Source organism: Streptomyces sp. NPDC104381, from assembly GCF_055583745.1.
Map to the genome: position 1 here is coordinate 145935 of NZ_JBVJNK010000004.1, position 18245 is coordinate 164179.

Genomic DNA, 18245 nt, shown 5'->3' on the forward strand with positions numbered 1-18245 from the left:
CGTGGGGGAGAGGGGCGGGATGCTGGGGAGGAACGTCATGACGGACAGCGGTGCCGTACTTCCCTGGCTGGTGATCAGACAGGACGACAACGGCAACAGGTACCGCGTCGGGCGCTATGCGACGCAGGACGAGGCACAGAAGATCGCCGACGGCCTGGACCGTCACGGACACAAACAGCTCTACTGGGTGGAGCGAACGAGCCGGAGCGCGCGCCCGTAGGGGCGCGGACGGGCACGGGCCACCGGCTACGCTCCGGCACATGAGTGATTCCGTGGTCGTGGCCGGGGCCGTCTGTGACGGCGGGCGGCTCCTGGCCGCCCGCCGCAGCGCCCCGCCCGAGCTGGCCGGACGCTGGGAGCTGCCGGGCGGCAAGCAGGAGCCGGGGGAGACCGGCGAGCAGGCGCTCGTACGGGAGCTGCGGGAGGAGCTGGGCGTGGAGGCCGAGCCCCTGGAGCGCATCCCGGGGGAGTGGCCGCTGAAGCCCGGCTACGTGCTGCGGGTGTGGACGGTCCGGCTGCTGTCGGGCGAGCCCAGCCCGCTGGAGGACCACGACGAGCTGCGCTGGCTCGCGCCGGAGGAGACGGACACCGTCGACTGGCTGGACCAGGACCGCCCCGCCGTGGCCGAAGCCGTACGCCGCCTGCGGGAGGCCTCGCGCGCCTGACCGGCGGTCAGCGGGACGCCTGGACGGCACGGCGCTAGAGATGCACCCGTACGCCCCATAGTGCGCCGTCTGCGATAGGTTGCTCTGAATATCGGGTATGTGCCGATCAAGCCCTTCGAGAGGGCACATCCCCCGCTGCCGGCTCCGGGAAGTGATCGGCGTGACCGATACCGAAGGCGACTGCGCCGAGTGGAGCTTTCCGGCGGTGCCGGGCTCCGTGCGCAGCGCCAGGCACGCGGTCCGTGACGCACTGCACCAGTGGGGGTTCGACGCGACGGTGGGCGACGTCGCCGTACTGCTGGTCAGCGAGCTGGTGACCAATTCCCTGCGCTACGCCTCCGGCCCCATCGGGGTCCGGCTGAGGTGGCCGCATCCCGACGGCGAGGGGCCGGACAGGGGTGCCGAGCCCCAGGGGCTGCTGGTGGAGGTCTCCGATCCGGTTCCGGATCCGCCCACCGAACGCACGGCCGGACCCGAGGACGAGGGCGGCCGTGGGCTGCAGCTCGTGGCTTGTTCCGCGCGCCGCTGGGGGACCCGGCGCGGAAATGGTGGCAAGACCGTGTGGTTCGAGCTCCCTCTGCCTGGTTAGGAGTGGGAAGGGACGCACAGCGATCACCGGAGGTCGGGCAGGACCTGGCTGAAAGGGACTGAGACCGTGCTGTGATCGTGAACGCCGTGCCGGTGAGGCCCGTAGTGCTGAATACTGCGGGCAGGACCGGTCCGGTGTGTGAGCTGGAGGGGACGGTCGCGTGAGCGAGATACCTGGGACGGCGGGCGACGTCATGTGGCAGAGCAGCCCGCCCGGCTCGATCTATGACTACATCAGGGTCGCATCGTTCTCGATCGGGGCCGACGGCCTGATCGAGCAGTGGAGCCGGAGGGCCGCCGGTCTGTTCGGCATGTCCTCCGCCGAGGTGGTGGGCAGAGACCCGGTCGAGGCGTTCATGCCCGCCGAGCTGCGCCCGGACGCCCACCGCGCGGTGAGCGAGATCCTCGACGGCAAGGAGTGGACGGGCCTCGTCCCGTTCCGGATCCCCGGCGAGAACGCGGTCCGCGGGCTCGCGGAGATCTACGTCATGCCGAGCGAGACGGAGACCGGGGAGCGCGCCGCGCTGTGCATCGTCGTCGACGTCAGGGCGCTGCGCCGCATCGAGACGGACCTGGCTGCCTCGCAGGCGATTTTCGGCCAATCTCCCTTCGGCTTCGTGCTCTTCGGCACCGACTTCACCGTCGTACGGGCCAACAAGCGGTTCGCCACCGTCTTCGGCGGCGAGGCCGACGACCACCGCGGCCGCACGGTGGACGACTACCTGGCCCGCCCGGAGGCCGAACGCCTCTCCGCCACGCTCCGGCGCGTCCTGGAGACCGGTGACGCCGTCACCGACCTCCAGCTCGTCGGCACCCCGCCCGGCACCACGGGCCGGCGCCACTGGTCCATGAACCTCTACCGGGTGCACAGCGGCGCCGGACGTCCCGTCGGCATCGCCGGACTCGCCACCGACGTCACGCAGCGGCACATCGCCGCCCGGGAGGCGGCCAGCGCCCGCCGCAACCTCGCCCTGCTCAACGAGGCCAGCGCGCGCATCGGCAACTCCCTCGACCTGGAGACCACCGCCAGGGAGCTGCTCGACGTCGCCGTGCCCGGCTTCTGCGACCTCGCCTCCGTCGACCTCTACCAGGGGCTGCTCACCGGCGAGGAGGCCTCGCCCACCAGCTGGGGCAGGTACCACCAGGAAGCCGGCACCGGCTCGGCGGAGCTGCGCCGCGTCGCCCATGCCAGCGCCGTCTCCGACGCCCTCCCGGAGGTCTACTCCGCCGCCGGCACCGGAAGCGGCGCGGAGGACGGCGGGGACACCGGCCCGCCCGCGCTCGGTTCGGTGCACCGCTACCCGTTCCACTCGCCCTGCGCCGTCGCCCTGCGCACCGGCCGCGTCGAGGACGTGCCCGGCGACGAGCGGGGCTTCGTCCACTCCACCCTCGCCGTGCCGATGGTCGCCCACGACGTCGTCGTCGGCCTCGTCCAGTTCTCCCGCACCAAGGGCAGCGAGTCCTTCGGCGAGCGGGACCGGGCGCTGGCCACCGAGCTCGCCGCCCGCGCCGCGGTCTGTATCGACAACGCCCGCCTCTACCGCCGGGAGCACGAGCGGGCGCTCATCCTCCAGCGCAGCCTGCTGCCCCCGGGCGACCCCGAGGCCGCGGGCCTGGACATCGCCTGCCGCTACCTCCCCGGCAACACCGCCACCGAGGTCGGCGGCGACTGGTTCGACGTGATCGAACTCCCCGGCCACCGCACGGCCCTGGTCGTCGGCGACGTGATGGGCCGTGGGCTGCGGGCGGCCGTCGCCATGGGCGAACTGCGCACCGCCGTACGCACACTGGCCCTCCTGGACCTGGAACCCGCCGAGGTGCTCTCCGCCCTCGACGAGGTCGCCCGGGGACTCGGCACCCCGGGAGGCGGCGAGCGGAGCGACGGCTTCGGCGCGGGCGGCGGAGCCCAGTGGCCCTCGCGCGCCGCCCACAAGTCACGCGAGGCCGACCTCTCCGAGGTGTATCTGGCGACCTGCGTCTACGCGGTGTACGACCCGGTCACCCGGCGCTGCACCTTCGCCAACGCGGGCCATCTGCCCCCGGTCGTCGCCGAACCGGGCGAGCCCGCCCTGCTGCTCGACGTACCCCCGGGCATGCCGCTCGGCGTCGGCGGCGAGCCCTTCGAGGAGGTCGAGGTGGAGCTCAAGGAGGGCGCCCTCCTCGCGCTGTACACCGACGGGCTCGTCGAGTCCCGCGACCATCCGCTCGACGAGGGCCTCGACGCCTTCCGGCGGGCCCTCGCCGAACCGTCCCAGCCGCTGGAAGACGTCTGCGACCACGTGCTGACGACCCTCGACACCCGGCACGGCGAGGACGACATCGCCCTGCTGATGGCCCGTATCCAGGGGCTCGCCCCGGACGCGGTGGGCGACTGGCGCCTCCCGCGCGAGCTCCGCTCGGTCGGCCGCGCCCGCGAGCTGGCCCGCGAACAGCTCACCGCCTGGGACCTGGACGACCTGGTGGACACCACCGAACTGCTCGTCAGCGAACTCGTCACCAACGCCCTGCGCTACGGCGAGGGCGAGATCCGGCTCAGGCTGCTCCGCGACCGTACGCTCGTCTGCGAGGTGTGGGACGCGGGCCTCGTCCAGCCGCGCCGCCGGCGCGCACGCGACACCGACGAGGGCGGCCGCGGGCTGCAACTGGTGGGCCTGCTCAGCGCGGCCTGGGGTTCGCGGCGCACCCCGCGCGGCAAGACGGTCTGGTTCGAGCTGGCCCTGCCCGACGGGGCGCCCGCCGCCGAGCTCTCCGTGGAGCAGCTGCTGAGCATGTACTGACCGGGCGGGGCGGGCAGGTGGCCCGCCCCCGGTCAGGAAGCGGACTTCAGGGCGGCGAGCCGGGCCTCGATCTCCGCGCTCTCCCCGAGGCTGTCCAACTGCTCGAACTGGGCGTCCAGGGAGGAAGCGGCGAGCTCCTGCTTGCCGACCGCCCGCGCCTCCTCGCGCCGCACCTTGTCCTCGAAGCGCCCCAGCTCGCTCGTCGGGTCCATGACGTCGATGCTCTTCACGGCGTCCATCATCCGGTTCTGCGCCTGCGCGGACGCGGCGCGGGCGACCAGCTCGTCGCGCTTGGACTTCAGCTGGGTCAGCTTGTTCTTCATCTGGTCGAGGCCGGACTTCAGCTTGTCCACCACCACCGTCTGCGAGGCGATCGTCGGCTCGGCCGTCTTCGCCTCCTGCTCCGACTGGAGCTGCCGGCCCAGCGCGACCTTGGCGAGGTTGTCGAACGTGTCGGCCTCCGCGCCCGAACCCCCGGCGCGCAGCTCGTCGGCCTTCCGGCTCGCGGCCAGCGCCTTCTGGCCCCACTCCCTGGCCGCGTCGACGTCCTCGCGGTGGTCCTCCTCCATCAGCCTGAGGTTGCCGATGGTCGCGGCCACCGCCTGCTCGGCCTCCGCGATGTTGGCGGTGTAGTCGCGGATCAGCTGGTCCAGCATCTTCTGCGGGTCCTCCGCCTGGTCGATCAGGGCGTTGATGTTGGCCCGCGCCAGCTGGGTGACGCGGCCGAGGATGGTCTGCTTGGTCATGACACCTCTCCTTGTACGAATCCTTGTGCCGAAGTCCCGTGTGCGAAGTCCCCCGGGTGAAGTCCCTCCGGGGGAGATCCCGTCGTACGCGCGCGGCCCGTGTCAGAAGCGGCCCCCGCCGCCGCGCCGGCCGCGGGTCCCCCCGCCGCCGAAGCTGCCCGGACCCCCGCCGTACCCGCCGCCGAACCCGCCCCCGAGACCTCCGCGCCGCCCGCCGCCGCCGAGCAGTCCGCCGAGGATGATGCCGCCCAGCACGGCGCCGCCGGCCCCGCCTCCGCCGCGCGGACCGCCGAATCCGCTCCGGTCGCGGTAGACGCGTACGTCCTGCTCGGCCAGGCTCCGCGCCTGCGTGGCCAGCGCGTCCGCCTGCTGCGCCTCGGCCAGCGCGGCCTGCGGGTCGTCGCCCTCGGAGAGCTCCCGGGCCCTCTCCCAGCGCCGCTGGGCCTCCGCGAGCCGGGTGCGGGCCTGGCTGCCGACCGCGCCCCGGTGGGTGGTGATGTAGTCGGCGGCGGCGCCGATCGCCGCCCGCCCGGTGAGCATCGCCTGGTCCAGCAGCGAGCGTGCGCGCCGGCCGCCCCGCTCCTGTTCCCGGGCCCCGGCCAGCGCCTCGTCCAGCGCCGCGTCGGCCTCCTCCACCCGGCGCAGCGCGTCGACCGGGTCGTACGGTCCGGCGCCGATCTCGTTCCGCACATCGCCGGTCACCGCCTCGGCCCGGGCCACCCGGCCCCGCAGGTCCGCGGTCGGCACCCCCTCCGGGGTGCCGCCCAGCAGGCCCCTGGCGTCGGCCAGATCCGTCTCCGCCTCGGTGAGCGCGCCCGGCAGCCGGTCCGCGGCCTCGGCCAGCTCCCCGGCCCGCCGGTCGACCGCGTCCACGAGGGTGGTCACCTGGTCGATCGCCCCCTCGGCGGCGCGGACGTACACCGCGGCCCGGGCGTGGTCGCCGCTGTCCACCGCCTCGCGCGCCTGGTTGAGGGTGGACGTGGTGAACGTCAGCCGGTCCTTCGCCTGTTCGAGGTCCCCGGCGGCGGGAGCGGCCGCCGACTCGGCGTACCGCTCCCGCATCGCGCCGAGGGACGCCTGTGCGGCGGCGACGCGCTCCGTCAGGGTGCGGTAGGCGGTCTCGGCGGTGGCCACCGCCTGCGGGGCGGTCTGTTCGAGGGAACGCAGCCGGTCGAAGTCCTCGGACACGGCGTCCAGGTGCTCATCGGCGTCCCGGCAGCGGCTGATGATCTCGTCGAGCATGCGGCGCCGTGTCGCGTCGTCCTCGGGGAAGGCGTCGTCCAGCTGCTGCCGCAGCCGGAAGGCGGCGGTCAGCTGGGAGCGGGCGTACCGGACGGCCTCGGCGAACGGGGCCGCGGCCTCCTCGCCGAACTGGGCCGTGGCGAAGCCGAGCTCCTCCTCGCTGGTCCGCACGGCGTCGTCCGTGTCGACCAGGTCGCCCTTCGCCCGTGCGTCCAGGTCGGGCAGGGGGACCGGCGGCTCGCCGGCCGCCCCCGCGCCGGCACCCCAGCCGCCCGCGGCCGGAGTCGTACGGGTGCTCGTACGGCGTCTGCGGCGGGCGAAGGTGAGGGCGGCGACGGCCACCACCACGACGACCAGGGCCAGGGGCAGGATCAGTCCGGCCGACGAGCCTCCGGAGCCCTCCCCGGGGTCCGCGGCGCCCGGGGTGAGCGCGGGGGCCGGCACGGGGTCGCCCGCGAGCACCGCGGCGTAGCCGTCGGCGGCGCCGATCGCGGCCCCGGCCCAGTCGTTCTGCCGGAGCGCCGGTTCGATCGCCGTGTTCGCCACGTCCCGGAGCTGGGCGTCGGTGAGGCGGGAGCCCCGGTCGACCGAGTAGGCGTACCGCCGGTCGTGCGTGGCCACGGCGAGCAGCACGTCATCCTGGCCCAGGCCGTTGCGGTTCGCGGTCTCGTCGGTCCAGGTCTGGGCGTCGCGGCCGGAGAAGTCACGGACGTACGCCACGAACAACTGCACCCGCTGCTCGTCGAACAGACGGTCGAGTGCGGCTGCGGTCTGCCGCTCACGGTCTCCGAGCGCGTCCACCTTGTCGGTGATCTGCCCGTCACGGGACAGGGTGACGGGGTCCTCGGCCCGGGCACCGCCGGCGCCCGGCAGGGCGATCCAGAGCACCGCTGTCAGGGCGGCGACGAGGACCCTGCCGGGTATCGAAGGCCGGGACATCCCGGTACGGCTCGCAGGCGGCGTCACATTCCGGAGGCTATGTCCGCCCACTGCCGCCCGCGACCCGGCGCCGGAGCGGTCAGATGCCGAAGCGTTCCGCTTCGAGCAGCGGACGCACCCGCGACCGGAAGCCGCCCGTCCGGAACGGCCGCTGGAGCAGCCCCGGCTTCAGGGCCTGCGCCAGCGCGGCGACGATCATGCCCTGGTCGAGCGCCAGCATGAAGTCGCTGACCCGCCCGGTGTCCACGTTCACCGAGTCCCGGAAGCCGTAGCCCTCGTGGTACGCGCCGAAGTCACGCTCCAGCGCCCGGAGGTTGGCCACCGCCTCCCGGCCGGCGTACGGCAGCGCGAGGAACGAGGCGTGCGGGGTGACGACACCGTTGGTGAACGCCGACGGGTCCGGCAGGGGCGCGCCGTCCGTGGTGTACGTACGGTCCGTGTTGGACGCGTAGCCGTCGACCTGCATCCCCAGCGCGTCGACGCCGTACTCCTGGTAGCCGCCCTCGGGGACGTTCGCGGGGGAGAAGCCCCAGTAGCCGTACCGCGCCTCCTCCAGGCCGTGCTCGATCTGGCCGCGGACGTACCGCTGATGGCTGCGGCCCCAGGACCGCGGCGACCACTCCGGCTCGGGGACGAACAGCGGCACCATCAGCGCCTCGAACATCGAGCCGCCCCAGGTGGGGACGAGCTTCCGCCCGCCGTGGGTGTAGTGGCCCCGCCAGACACGCACCCCGTCGACCACGGCGTACGCACCACCCGGGTGCTGCTCCTGTTCGTGCTCGGGCAGCATCGTGCGCAGCAGGTGCCAGTAGTGCTCCGGGGGCAGCGAGCCGTCCGCGATGCCGAGGTAACTGGCCATCCGGGGCTCGGTGTTGAGGGCCCCGTAGTGGTGAGGGGTGGGCTCCTCCGTGTCGGTCCAGACGCCGCCGCGCAGCTGCCCGGGACCGGCCACGGGATCGGACGGGTCGTACGGCGTGTAGTAGTACGACCAGTCGGCGGTGGAGAGGATCCGCGCGATGCGGGGGCGGAGCGAGGGGGCGGCGTCGGCGGCGATCCGCAGACCCGTGACCAGCCAGGCGTTGTCGACCGAGGAGAGGAACGGGCGGACCGGGTCTCCGGTGCCGGGCCACTCCGTCAGCACCGAACCGTCGTGCGCGTCGTACCAGTTGAGCCAGAAGCCGTGATGGCGCTCCAGCTTCTCGACGGCGGAGACGGTGCGTTCCAGGGTGCGGAGCAACGCGGCCCCGCTGATCACGCCGAGCCCTCCGGCGGCGACCGCTGACCAGAGTCCGCAGCCGATGTTGGTGGGTGAGGTCTGGCGGGAGACGACGGGTGCGGCGCCGCTGACGTCGATCTTGTCCGCGGTGAGACCGAGGCCGGTCGTCATCGCCTCGATCGAGCGGTACGTGTCGGCGAACCAGGTCAGCAGCTGTCCGGAGCCGGTGCGGGCGGCCGGCGCGGCGGTGGCGTACGGAGCGGTGAGGGCTCCGGCCGACAGGGCGGCGGCTCCCGCCCCGGCTGCGGTGAGAAACGTGCGACGGTCCATCGGAACCTCTCGGGAAGGGTCGGGGTCATCGTCGGTCACGGTGCGGCCCGGACGTGTCCGGGCGGGGTGGCGGGGGAGCCGCCGCAGGTCAGGTGGCGGCGGCTCCCCCGCCGGAGGGAAGCCGTCAGGCGCTCCCCGTTCCGGGGCCGGTCCCGGTGCGGCGGCCGGCGGGCTCCGCCGGCCGCCGCCTCAACCGGCGATGCGGGGCAGCTCGCGGGAGCGGCCGAGGGAGCCCAGCCACTCGGCGGAGGGACGGGCGGTCCGCTCGAACGTCTCCCAGTCGATGCCGATGAGGCCGAAGGTCGGGGTGAAGGAGCCCCACTCGTAGTTGTCCAGGGCGCTCCAGGCCAGGTAGCCCCGGACGTTCAGCCCGTCCTCGATCGCGGCGGCCACCTCGTTCAGCGCGCCCGTGTAGTAGGCGACGCGGCGGGTGTCGTCGGCGGTGGCGATGCCGTTCTCCGTCACGATCAGCGGCATGCCGGTGCCGATGACCTCGGCGGTGTGGCGCAGGGCGTGCCCGACGGCGGCGGGGTAGTACTCCCACTGCGTCAGCGTCCGCTCGACCTCGTCGGACGCGGGGACCGGGCCGTCGGGGCCGATCTCCGTACGGGTGTAGGACTGGACGCCGATCCAGTCGTCGCCCCGGGCGGCCTCGATGAAGACGTCCTCGCGCGGGTGGCGGTAGGCGGCGGTGACGTCCTCGGCGCCAGGACGCGCCTGGTAGACCTGGTTGGCGATGGTCCAGCCGACCTGGATCCCGGCGTCGAGTGCCCGGACCTCCTTCACGGCCGCGTGGTGCGCCGCGATGACGGCCTCGGTGGTCTCGTCGTCGGGGGTGGGCAGCCCCGCGGGCGGGAAGCCGATGTCGCCGCGCTTGGCCTGGCCGGCCATCACCGCGATCATGTTCGGCTCGTTGATGGTGCAGACATGGCTGACGCCCTCGGAGATCACCGGGGCGCAGGCCGCGACGTACCGGGCGAACAGCTCGACGGCGCCGTCGGCCGTCCAGCCGCCGCGCGCCTCGAACCACTGCGGCACGGTGAAGTGGTGCAGGGTGACCATCGGGCGCAGCCCGCGGGCGATCGCGCCCTCGACCATGCGGCGGTAGTGGGCCAGCTCCGCACGGGAGAACCGTCCCTCGACGGGCTCGATCCGGGCCCACTCGACCGAGAAGCGGTAGTCGGTGAAGCCGAGCGACGCCAGCAGGTCCATGTCCTCGCGCCAGCGGTGGTAGCTGTCGCAGGCGTCCAGGCTGGGCTCCTGGATGTGGGTGCCGGTGGAGTGCTCCTTGACCCACCAGTCGCTGTTGGTGTTGTTGCCCTCGATCTGGTGGGCGGCGGTGGAGGCGCCCCACAGGAAGCCTTCGGGGAACGGGACAGGGGCGTGCGTCATCGCGGAGTGTCTTTCTGTGCGTGAAGGGGTGCGGCCGCGGGGTGGGGTGCGGCCTCGTGTACGTACGTGGGGCGGGCGGGCTACTTCATGCCCGCCGTGGCGATGCCCTGGGTGAAGTGCCGTTGCAGGGCGATGAAGAGGATCAGCACCGGCAGGACGACGAGGAAGGCCCCGGCCATCAGCATGCCGTTGGAGCCGCCCGCCTTGTTGGGGTCGGTCGCGAACGTGGCGAGGGCGACCGGGAGCGTGTACTTGTCCGGGTCGTTGGTCGCGATCAGCGGCCAGACGAAGTTGTTCCAGGAGCCGAGGAAGGTGAAGATCGAGAGCGTCGCGAGGGCGGGCTTCACCAGCGGCATGACGATCCGCCAGAAGATGTACCACTCGCCGGCGCCGTCCATCCGGGCCGCCTCCAGCAGCTCGTCCGGGATCGACTGCATGAACTGCCGCATCAGGAAGACGCCGAACGCCCCGGCCGCGAACGGCAGCACCAGACCCGCGTACGAGTCGATCAGCCGGAGCTTGCTCATCAGCACGAACAGCGGCAGCAGCATCAGGTTCCCCGGCACCATCAGCGCGCCCAGGACCACGCCGAAGATCTTGTCGCGGCCGGCGAACCTCAGCTTGGCCAGGGCGTACCCGAGCATCGAGCAGAACACCAGGTTCGAGACGGTGACCAGTACCGCCACGATCACGGAGTTCATGAAGTAGAGCGGCAGGTCCAGCTTGTCCAGCAGCTCCCGGAAGTTGCCCAGGGTCCACTCGGTGGGGATCCACACCGGGGGACTGGCGGACAGCTCGCTCGTGGTCTTGAAGGACGAGAGCGCCATCCAGAGGAACGGCGCCGACATGATCAGCAGGCCCAGCGAGAGCAGGACGTAGACCAGAGGGCTCTTCAGGTTCCGGGACGCGCCCGGACGCGCGGGTGCTCGGCCGACGGTCATTTGGTGTTGTCCTTCAGCAGTCGGAGCTGCAGCACCGTGATGCCCATGATCACCACGAAGAGGACGTACGCCATGGCGCTCGCGTAGCCCATGTGGAAGAAGTTGAAGCCCTCGCGGTACATGTTCAGCGACACGGTCAGCGTGGAGTCGGAGGGGCCGCCCTGCGTCATCACGAACGGTTCCTCGAAGACGTTGAGATAGCCGATCGTCGTGATCACCGTGGCGTAGAGCAGTGTGGGGCGCAGCAGCGGGACCGTGATCCCGCGGAACTCCTGCCACACCCCGGCGCCGTCGAGCCGCGCCGCCTCCCGGACCTCGGTCGGGATGGCCTGGAGGCCCGCGATGAAGAGCACCATGACCGTGCCGACGTTGCGCCAGACGGCCATCGCGATCATCGACGGCATGGCCAGCGCCTCGGAACCGAGGAAGTCCGGCGCGGTGAGGCCCACTTCGGAGAAGAGGCCGGCGACGAGCCCGTCGCTCGGGTCCAGGACGAAGCGCCACACCACGGCGACCGCCACGATCGTGGTGACCACCGGGGCGTAGAAGCCGACCCGGAAGAAGGTCCTCGCCCGGTCGATCCCGTTGTTCAGGAGCACGGCGACGACCAGCCCGAGGGCGATCGTCAGCGGGACGCCCACCACGACGAAGTACGCCGTGTTGAAGAGGGACGTCAGGAACTTCTCGTCGCCGAACAGCTCGGTGTAGTTCTCGAAGCCGATGAAGTTCGCTTCCCACGGGCGCGTGACGTTGCGCAGCCCGAAGTCCGTGAAGCTCATCAGCAGCGTGGCGAGGATCGGGAACGCCATGAAGACGGTGAACAGGACGAGGAACGGGGTGGAGAACAGCCAGCCCGCCGCGTTCTGTACGCCCATCGAGCGCTTCCGGCGCCCCGGCCCGTCCCGCCCGGCCCCGGGCGGAGGCGCCCCGGGGCCCTTCTTCACCTCGGCCGGCTGTGCGGCCCGTACGGTCGTGGTGCCCATGGCTACTTCTTCACGAGGCCTTCGATCTCGGACTGCGCGGTCTTCAGCGCGTCCTCGGCGGAGGCCTTGCCCTGCGTCACCTTCGCGATCGCCTGGTCGACCTTGTCGTTGATCTCGGTCAGCCTGGCCGAGGGGTGGGAGGACTTCGCGGTGTCCATCTGCTTCTTGAAGATCTGCAGGTTCACGTCGTCGGCGAGCTTGCCGGAGTCCCAGGCGGTGGTGTTCGCGGGGAGGTCCTTGGTGCGCGCGTACCAGTCGGCCTGGCCCTCGGTGTCGGTGAGGTACCGGATGAACTCCGTGGCCGCCGCCTTGTGCTCACTGTCCTTGGAGACCACCAGCGAGGAGCCGCCCGCCTGGGACGCGGAGGTCCTGTCGGCCGGGACGGGGGCCACCGCCCACTTGCCCTCGATCTGCGGCTGGCCCTCGTTCAGCAGGGTGACGTGCCAGGGGCCGCCGAAGAACATGGGGACCCGGCCGTTGCCGAAGTCCTTCACGACGTCGTAGCCCGGCTGCACCGAGGTGTTGGAGAGGCCCTGCTCGAAGTACGCGCCGTACTCCTTCAGCGCCTTGACGGCCTCGGGGCTGTCGATGACCGCCTCGCCCTTGTCGTCGACGATCGCGCCGCCGGCGGAGTACAGGAACGGGTAGAAGTTCTGCACCGTGTCCAGGCCGCTGGGCTGGATGGACAGGCCCCACTTGGTGCCGGCCTTCTTCTGGTACGCGGTCGCCAGGGCCCGCATCTCCTGCCAGTCGGCGGGCGCCTTGTCGACACCGGCCTTCTTCGCCAGGTCCGTGCGGTAGTAGAGGACGCGGGTGTCGACGTACCACGGCACGCCGTACGCGGTGCCCTCCACCTCGCCCTGGTTCCAGCCGGCGGGGAAGAAGTCCTTCTTGTCGAAGGTCTTCGTGTCGACCGGCTCCAGGACGCCGAGCTCGGCGAACTCTCCCATGTAGCTGCCGCCCATCTGCGCCACGTCCGGCATGGTGCCGGCCGCGGCGGCGGAGACGAGCTTCTGGTGGGCGACGTCCCAGCCGACCGGGGTCACCTTGACGGTGACGTTGGGGTGCGCCTTCTCGTACACCTCGGCCACCTCGGCGAGCTTCTCGCCCTCGGCCCCCATGGCCCAGACGGTGAGCGTCTGCTTCGCATCCGCGGCGACGTCCTCGCCCCCGGAACTGCCGCAGGCGGAGATGCCGAGGGCGAGCGCCACGGTGAGGGCGGCGGAGGCGGTTCTGGCGGTGCGGGACATGGAGGGCTCCTCCTCGAGCAATCCGAATGTATGCGCTGCCTGTAAGCGCATACATCACTCTGCGGCAGTCCTTCAGGAATCCGCAAGAGGGTGCTGGGTCACACTCGTGCAACGTGCTCGACACCTGGCCGTGCGTTCGGGGCACCGTAAGCACGCCGTTTGCGGAATTGAAGTGGATGTGACCGATTCCGCTTGGGACGCGGGATTCGGGGAGCGGGGGGCGGCCCCCTCCGGGGCCGGGGGAGGCCCTACTGTCCTACTCATGGCGCTGTTCCGGCACGACTTCCCGTTCGACCCCTCCTACGGCCGGACGCCCGACGACCTGCTGCGCGTCCCCGCGCCCGAGGAGCCCGTGGACTTCGAGGCGTTCTGGACGGCGCGCCACCGCGAGGCACGCGCCGTGGCCACCGCCCCCGAGGTGGGCCCCGCCGAGGAGGAGCGCGACGGGGTCCGGCTGCACGGCGTGACCTTCACATCCGTCGGCGGGGTACGCCTCGGAGGCTGGCTCGCACTGCCCGCCGACGGCCCGGCGGAGCACGGCTTCGTCGTCGGGCACGGCTACGGAGGCCGCCAGGAGGCCGGGCCCGACGTGCCGCTGCCGCTGCCCCGGTCCGCCGCGATCCTGCCCTGCGTACGCGGAATGGGGTCCCGCGGCCGACTGCCCGGCGTCCCGGACGAGGCGGCGGGACACGTCCTGCACTGCATCGGATCGCGCGACACCTATGTCATCGGCGACTGCGTGGCCGACCTGTGGTGCGCTGCCTCGGCGCTCCAGGAGCTGCTGCCCGCGCTCGCGGGCCCCGGCCGGCTCGGCTACCTGGGGGAGAGCTTCGGCGGCGGGCTCGGGGCCCTCGCGCTGCCCTGGGACGAGCGGTTCGGAGCGGCGCAGCTCACCGTCCCGACCTTCGGCAACCACCCGCTCCGGCTCACCCTGCCCTGCGTGGGCAGCGGGGAGTCCGTACGCGCTCACCACCGCGCGCACCCCGAAGTGACAGACGTGCTGCGCTACTTCGACGCGGCGACCGCCGCCGCCCGGCTGGAGCTGCCGACGCTGGTGGCCGCGGCCCTTTTCGACCCGTCGGTGCCGCCGCCGGGGCAGTTCGCCGTGCACAACGCGCTGCCCGGGCCCCGGGAGCTGATGGTGCTGCGGGCGGGGCACTTCCCGTACGAGGGGCTCGCGGAGGAGGGCGCGGAGCTCGCCGCGCGGCGCCGGCGCTTCTTCGGGACCTGGCTCAGGGGCGCCGCCCCCGGCGGCCGCGGATCAGCCGCAACCGCAGCTCGCCCGGCGCGCCAGGGAGACGGGCAGCTCCAGTGACACCGGGTCGCGACCCGGGTCGGCCAGGCGTTGCACCAGCAACTCCACCGCCTGCTCGCCCAGCTGCCGGATCGGCTGCCGTACGGTCGTGAGCGAGGGCCGCACGATCCGGCTCAGCGGAATCCCGTCGAAGCCGGTCACCGCGATGTCCTCGGGCACCCGCACCCCCCGCCGCTCCAGCGCGCGCAGCGCCCCCACCGCCATCTGGTCGTTGGCGAAGACCATCGCCTCCGGCCGCTCGGCGCCCCGGTCGAGCAGCGTCTCGGCGGCGCGCGCGCCCTCGGCCCGCGTCATCATCCCGGTCCGCAGGTCCGGTGCCTCCGGAACCGGCAGCCCCGCGTCACGGCACGCGTCGCGGAAGCCGCGGAACCGCGCCTCGGCGTCGGGGGACTCCGGGTCGCCCCCGACGAAGGCGAGCCGCCGCAGCCCGTGGTCCTCGATCAGATGGCGGGTCAGCTCACGCTCACCGGCGGCGTTCGCGACGACGATGTGGTCGAGGTGGTCGATCTCGCGCGGTCCGGCGAGCATCACCACGGGAAGCCGGCGCGATATGACGTCGAGGTCCTCGGTCGGCACGGTCTGGGCCAGCACGGCGAAGCCGTCCACCCGCCCCGCCACCTTCGCGACGAGGCTCTCGGGCCCGCCCTGGAGCGACGCGGCGATCAGCAGCGCGTAACCGTGGCGGCGGGCCGCCCGCTCCATGCCGCGGATGATCTGGTCGGAGTACAGCATCGCGGCGTCGTCGGCCCCGCTGTCGGTCTCCGCGTCGGCCTCGGCCTCCGGATCGGCGTAGTCGGGGAAGCAGAGCCCCAGCACCCCGGTGGTGCGGCTGGCCAGCCCCCGGGCGTTCCCGCTCGGTACGTAGCCGAGTGCGCGGGCCGCCTCCAGCACCCGCTCGCGCGTCTGGGCGCGCACCGAGTCGGGGTTGCGGTAGACCCGGGAGACCGTGGCGATCGAGACGCCCGACCGCTCGGCGACGTCGTACACCGTGGGGGCGCTCACTCGACCGACCGTCCGCTTCTTCTCTGTGCGCAGCACCCGCTGCTACGGGTGGCGGCCCTCTTCTGAAAGCGCATTCACCCTAGATCGCGGGCCCGGCGGCGGGCAACAGCGGCCCTGTCCGGCGCGCCGACGGCCGGTCGCGGCGCCCTTTGCCGAACAATGGACAGGTTGCCTTGCAAGATGCCCTGTCCATCTTTACGGTGGAGAACATGTCCGGAACATCCGAGAGCACCGAGAACCCCGGGGCCGCCGGGAACCCGGGGAACGCCGAGAGCCCCGAAAACCTTCGCGGCGCCTCGTCGGCGGGTCCCGTCGATCCCACCGCCGAGCGGGTGGCGACCGATCTCTCGGCCGTGGTCGGCCGGCTGCTCAGGCGGCTGCGGAGCTCCTCGGCGGACAGTCTGCTCACCCCCTCCCAGCGCTCGGTCCTCGCCCGGCTGGAGGACGGCGGACCGGCCACCACCGCGTCGCTGGCCCGCGCCGAGCTCGTACGGCCCCAGTCGATGCGGCTGACCCTCGGTGCCCTGGAGAGCCGGGGGTTCGTCACCCGGGCCCCCGATCCGGCGGACGGCCGCAAGTCGGTCGTGTCGGTGACCGAGGAGGGCAGCACGGTCCTGGCCGGCGTACGGGCCGCCAAGCGGAGCTGGCTGGCCGACGCGATCGCCGGTGAACTCGACGGGACGGAGTGCCGGACGCTCGCCGAGGCCGTGGAGCTCATCGGCCGTCTGGTCGACAAGTGACCCGTCACGGCACCGGGCTGACCACCGGCGTGCCGGTGGCGGGCACCGGTTCCGCGCCGTCCGCAACACCCGGCCCGGGTCACGCATCCGGCTCCGGACCCGCGCCGTCCGGGACACCCGGCCCGGGCTCCGGGTTCAGCGCGCGGCTCACCGCGCCGCTGCTGATGGGCTCCCTGCTCAACCCGCTCAACACCACGATGATCTCCACCGCCCTGGTGGCCATCGGGCACTCCTTCGGCATCGGGGCCGCCGACACCGCCTGGCTCATCTCCGTCCTCTACCTCGCCAGCGCCGTCGCCCAGCCCGTCCTCGGCAAGCTCGCCGACACCCTCGGGCCGCGCCGGGTCTTCCTGGCCGGCCTCGTCGTCGTGATCGCGTCCGGTCTCGTCGGTGCGCTGGCCCCCGGGTTCGGCACGCTGATCGTCTCCCGGCTGCTGCTCGGCATCGGAACGTCGGCCGCCTACCCCGCCGCCATGGCCGTCCTGCGCGACGAGTCGCGGCGCCTCGGCCGCCCCACCCCGCGCCCCGTCCTCGCCAGGCTCTCCTTCGCGGCCCTCGGCAGCGCCGCCGTCGGCCCCGCGCTCGGCGGACTGCTGGTCTCGGTCGTCGGCTGGCGTGGCATCTTCGCCGTCAACGTGCCGATCGCGCTGCTCGCCCTGGGCGCCGCGCTGCTCTGGGTCCCGGCCGACCCGCCGCGCGAACCGGCGGCCGACGGTTCCACGCCGAAGCTCTCCCTGGACCCGCTGGGCATCGGCCTGTTCACCACCGCGCTGACGGTGCTGGTCTTCTTCCTGCTCGACCTCGCCCACCCGCAGTGGTGGCTGCTCGCCCCCTTCGCCGTCCTGACGGCCGTCCTGGTCCGATGGCAGCTGCGCACCCCGCGGCCGTTCATAGACATCCGGATGATCGCGGGCAACGGCCCCCTGCTCCGTACGTACATCCGCCACGGCCTCAGCTATCTGCTGATCTACTGCGTCATGTACGGCTACACCCAGTGGCTGGAGGAGGCCCGCGGCTTCTCCTCGGGCCACACGGGGCTGCTCATGCTCCCGATGTCGGTGACCGCGCTCGTCTGCTCGCTGCTCGGCGCCCGTACGAAGGGTCTGCGGGGCCCGCTGACCGTGGCCTGCCTCCTGCTCACCGCCGGCGCGGGAATCCTGGTGTTCCTCTCCGGCGACACCCCGCTCGCCGTCCTGCTGCTCGCCGGAGCGTGCTTCGGCGCCCCGCAGGGACTCATCGGCACGAGCAACCAGGCCGCCGTCCAGGCCTACGCGCCGCCCGAGAGCATCGGGGCCGCCGCCGGGCTCCAGCGCACCGCCCAGTACATCGGCGCGATCACCGCGTCCAGCCTGATCGCCTTGGCCTACGCCGACGCCGCGACCGACGCGGGGCTGCACCTCATGGCGGCGGTCTCCGTCGTCCTCGCCGTCCTGCTGGCCGCCCTGACCCTCACCGACCGCGCCCTGCGCGCACGCACCTGACCCGCACCACGTCCGTACACCGGCACATCAGCACATCAGCACATCAGCACATCAAGGAGTACTCGCATGACCGCCACCGTCCTCGACCCCCGCACCGCTCTCGTCGTCGTCGACCTGCAGAAGGGCATCGTCGGCCTCCCCACGGCCCACCCGGCCGAGGACGTCGTCGCCCACTCGGCGACCCTCGCCGACGCCTTCCGCGCCAAGGACCTCCCGGTCTTCCTGGTCCGTGTGACGGGCGGCGCCCCCGGCCGCAACGAGAGCCGCGGCCCGTCCGGGAAGCCCGCCGCGGACTGGGCCGACCTCGTGCCCGAGCTCGGCCCGCGCGAGAACGACATCGTGGTCACCAAGCAGCAGTGGGGCGCCTTCCACGGCACGGCCCTCGACCTCGAACTCCGCCGCCGCGGCATCACCCAGGTCGTCCTCACCGGCATCGCCACCAGCATCGGCGTCGAGTCCACGGCCCGCGCCGCGCACGAGCACGGCTACCACGTCACCATCGCCACGGACGCGGTCACCGACATGGACGCCGACGCCCACCGCAACAGCATCGAGAAGATCTTCCCGAGGCTCGGCGAGACCGACACCACCGCCGCGATCGTCAAGCTCCTGGGCTGACCGCCGCCGGGCCGGTACCG

The 18245-nt window shown here is 72.7% G+C and carries 16 protein-coding genes; 8 read left to right on the forward strand and 8 right to left on the reverse strand.

Annotation, left to right across the window (positions count from 1 at the left end):
• Nucleotides 1–37 precede the first annotated feature (37 nt).
• The 4 genes from ACZ607_RS14465 to ACZ607_RS14480 all read left to right on the forward strand — a co-directional run bounded on the left by ACZ607_RS14465 (nucleotide 38) and on the right by ACZ607_RS14480 (nucleotide 4030).
• On the forward strand, nucleotides 38–220 hold the full coding sequence (locus tag ACZ607_RS14465; protein ID WP_033298025.1) for a hypothetical protein: 183 nt from the start codon (nucleotides 38–40) through the stop codon (nucleotides 218–220).
• A gap of 40 nt (nucleotides 221–260) precedes the next feature.
• Nucleotides 261–665: a (deoxy)nucleoside triphosphate pyrophosphohydrolase gene (locus ACZ607_RS14470; protein WP_469735053.1), complete on the forward strand. Its 405-nt coding sequence runs from the start codon at nucleotides 261–263 to the stop codon at nucleotides 663–665.
• Nucleotides 666–816: 151 nt separating this feature from the next.
• Nucleotides 817–1254, forward strand: coding sequence for an ATP-binding protein (locus ACZ607_RS14475; RefSeq protein WP_469735054.1), 438 nt, complete (start codon nucleotides 817–819; stop codon nucleotides 1252–1254).
• A 193-nt stretch (nucleotides 1255–1447) separates the two neighbouring features.
• Nucleotides 1448–4030 carry a SpoIIE family protein phosphatase gene (locus ACZ607_RS14480; protein WP_469735573.1) on the forward strand — a complete coding sequence of 861 codons (2583 nt, stop codon included), beginning with the start codon at nucleotides 1448–1450 and terminating at the stop codon, nucleotides 4028–4030.
• 32 nt (nucleotides 4031–4062) lie between these two features.
• On the opposite strand, the gene ACZ607_RS14485 is transcribed toward ACZ607_RS14480, so the two are convergent.
• The 7 genes from ACZ607_RS14485 to ACZ607_RS14515 all read right to left on the reverse strand — a co-directional run bounded on the left by ACZ607_RS14485 (nucleotide 4063) and on the right by ACZ607_RS14515 (nucleotide 13069).
• Nucleotides 4063–4776, reverse strand: coding sequence for a PspA/IM30 family protein (locus ACZ607_RS14485; RefSeq protein WP_469735055.1), 714 nt, complete (start codon nucleotides 4774–4776; stop codon nucleotides 4063–4065).
• 102 nt (nucleotides 4777–4878) lie between these two features.
• Nucleotides 4879–6957 (reverse strand): TPM domain-containing protein, encoded by a 2079-nt coding sequence (locus ACZ607_RS14490; protein WP_469735574.1) that lies wholly within the window; start codon nucleotides 6955–6957, stop codon nucleotides 4879–4881.
• Nucleotides 6958–7036: 79 nt separating this feature from the next.
• Nucleotides 7037–8503, reverse strand: coding sequence for a glucoamylase family protein (locus ACZ607_RS14495; protein WP_469735056.1), 1467 nt, complete (start codon nucleotides 8501–8503; stop codon nucleotides 7037–7039).
• A gap of 189 nt (nucleotides 8504–8692) precedes the next feature.
• Nucleotides 8693–9895, reverse strand: a complete 1203-nt coding sequence (locus tag ACZ607_RS14500) for a glycoside hydrolase family 1 protein (protein ID WP_469735057.1) — start codon at nucleotides 9893–9895, stop codon at nucleotides 8693–8695.
• A gap of 80 nt (nucleotides 9896–9975) precedes the next feature.
• The gene (locus ACZ607_RS14505) at nucleotides 9976–10836 is read right to left on the reverse strand and encodes a carbohydrate ABC transporter permease (RefSeq protein ID WP_469735058.1); all 861 of its coding nucleotides are present in this window, start codon (nucleotides 10834–10836) and stop codon (nucleotides 9976–9978) included.
• Complete coding sequence (locus ACZ607_RS14510) at nucleotides 10833–11819, reverse strand: carbohydrate ABC transporter permease (protein WP_469735059.1); 987 nt, start codon at nucleotides 11817–11819, stop codon at nucleotides 10833–10835. The genes ACZ607_RS14505 and ACZ607_RS14510 overlap by 4 nt, the downstream gene beginning before the upstream one ends.
• Nucleotides 11820–11821: 2 nt before the next feature.
• Nucleotides 11822–13069 carry a sugar ABC transporter substrate-binding protein gene (locus tag ACZ607_RS14515; protein ID WP_469735060.1) on the reverse strand — a complete coding sequence of 416 codons (1248 nt, stop codon included), beginning with the start codon at nucleotides 13067–13069 and terminating at the stop codon, nucleotides 11822–11824.
• A 262-nt stretch (nucleotides 13070–13331) separates the two neighbouring features.
• Here ACZ607_RS14515 and ACZ607_RS14520 point away from each other — a divergent pair, with 262 nt between their 5' ends.
• On the forward strand, nucleotides 13332–14384 hold the full coding sequence (locus ACZ607_RS14520; protein ID WP_469735061.1) for an acetylxylan esterase: 1053 nt from the start codon (nucleotides 13332–13334) through the stop codon (nucleotides 14382–14384).
• On the opposite strand, the gene ACZ607_RS14525 is transcribed toward ACZ607_RS14520, so the two are convergent.
• On the reverse strand, nucleotides 14331–15386 hold the full coding sequence (locus tag ACZ607_RS14525; protein WP_469735062.1) for a LacI family DNA-binding transcriptional regulator: 1056 nt from the start codon (nucleotides 15384–15386) through the stop codon (nucleotides 14331–14333). The two genes, ACZ607_RS14520 and ACZ607_RS14525, sit on opposite strands and share 54 nt — an antisense overlap.
• Before the next feature lie 332 nt (nucleotides 15387–15718).
• On the opposite strand from ACZ607_RS14525, the gene ACZ607_RS14530 reads away from it, so the two are divergent.
• The 3 genes from ACZ607_RS14530 (at nucleotide 15719) to ACZ607_RS14540 (ending at nucleotide 18225) form a co-directional block, all read left to right on the forward strand.
• Nucleotides 15719–16126, forward strand: a complete 408-nt coding sequence (locus ACZ607_RS14530) for a MarR family winged helix-turn-helix transcriptional regulator (RefSeq protein ID WP_469735575.1) — start codon at nucleotides 15719–15721, stop codon at nucleotides 16124–16126.
• Complete coding sequence (locus ACZ607_RS14535; RefSeq protein WP_469735063.1) at nucleotides 16123–17607, forward strand: MFS transporter; 1485 nt, start codon at nucleotides 16123–16125, stop codon at nucleotides 17605–17607. Before ACZ607_RS14530 ends, ACZ607_RS14535 begins: the two co-directional genes overlap by 4 nt.
• 66 nt (nucleotides 17608–17673) lie before the next feature.
• Nucleotides 17674–18225 (forward strand): isochorismatase family protein, encoded by a 552-nt coding sequence (locus ACZ607_RS14540; RefSeq protein ID WP_469735064.1) that lies wholly within the window; start codon nucleotides 17674–17676, stop codon nucleotides 18223–18225.
• Nucleotides 18226–18245 lie beyond the last annotated feature (20 nt).

Excerpts from the sequence above, each read along its gene's own strand:
- ACZ607_RS14495 (WP_469735056.1), bottom strand. The coding sequence starts at position 8,503 with ATGGACCGTCGCACGTTTCTCACCGCAGCCGGGGCGGGAGCCGCCGCC.
- ACZ607_RS14540 (WP_469735064.1), top strand. The coding sequence starts at position 17,674 with ATGACCGCCACCGTCCTCGACCCCCGCACCGCTCTCGTCGTCGTCGAC.
- ACZ607_RS14485 (WP_469735055.1), bottom strand. The coding sequence starts at position 4,776 with ATGACCAAGCAGACCATCCTCGGCCGCGTCACCCAGCTGGCGCGGGCC.
- ACZ607_RS14470 (WP_469735053.1), top strand. The coding sequence starts at position 261 with ATGAGTGATTCCGTGGTCGTGGCCGGGGCCGTCTGTGACGGCGGGCGG.
- ACZ607_RS14500 (WP_469735057.1), bottom strand. The coding sequence starts at position 9,895 with ATGACGCACGCCCCTGTCCCGTTCCCCGAAGGCTTCCTGTGGGGCGCC.
- ACZ607_RS14480 (WP_469735573.1), top strand. The coding sequence starts at position 1,448 with ATGTGGCAGAGCAGCCCGCCCGGCTCGATCTATGACTACATCAGGGTC.
- ACZ607_RS14515 (WP_469735060.1), bottom strand. The coding sequence starts at position 13,069 with ATGTCCCGCACCGCCAGAACCGCCTCCGCCGCCCTCACCGTGGCGCTC.
- ACZ607_RS14520 (WP_469735061.1), top strand. The coding sequence starts at position 13,332 with ATGGCGCTGTTCCGGCACGACTTCCCGTTCGACCCCTCCTACGGCCGG.
- ACZ607_RS14510 (WP_469735059.1), bottom strand. The coding sequence starts at position 11,819 with ATGGGCACCACGACCGTACGGGCCGCACAGCCGGCCGAGGTGAAGAAG.
- ACZ607_RS14465 (WP_033298025.1), top strand. The coding sequence starts at position 38 with ATGACGGACAGCGGTGCCGTACTTCCCTGGCTGGTGATCAGACAGGAC.
- ACZ607_RS14505 (WP_469735058.1), bottom strand. The coding sequence starts at position 10,836 with ATGACCGTCGGCCGAGCACCCGCGCGTCCGGGCGCGTCCCGGAACCTG.
- ACZ607_RS14490 (WP_469735574.1), bottom strand. The coding sequence starts at position 6,957 with ATGTCCCGGCCTTCGATACCCGGCAGGGTCCTCGTCGCCGCCCTGACA.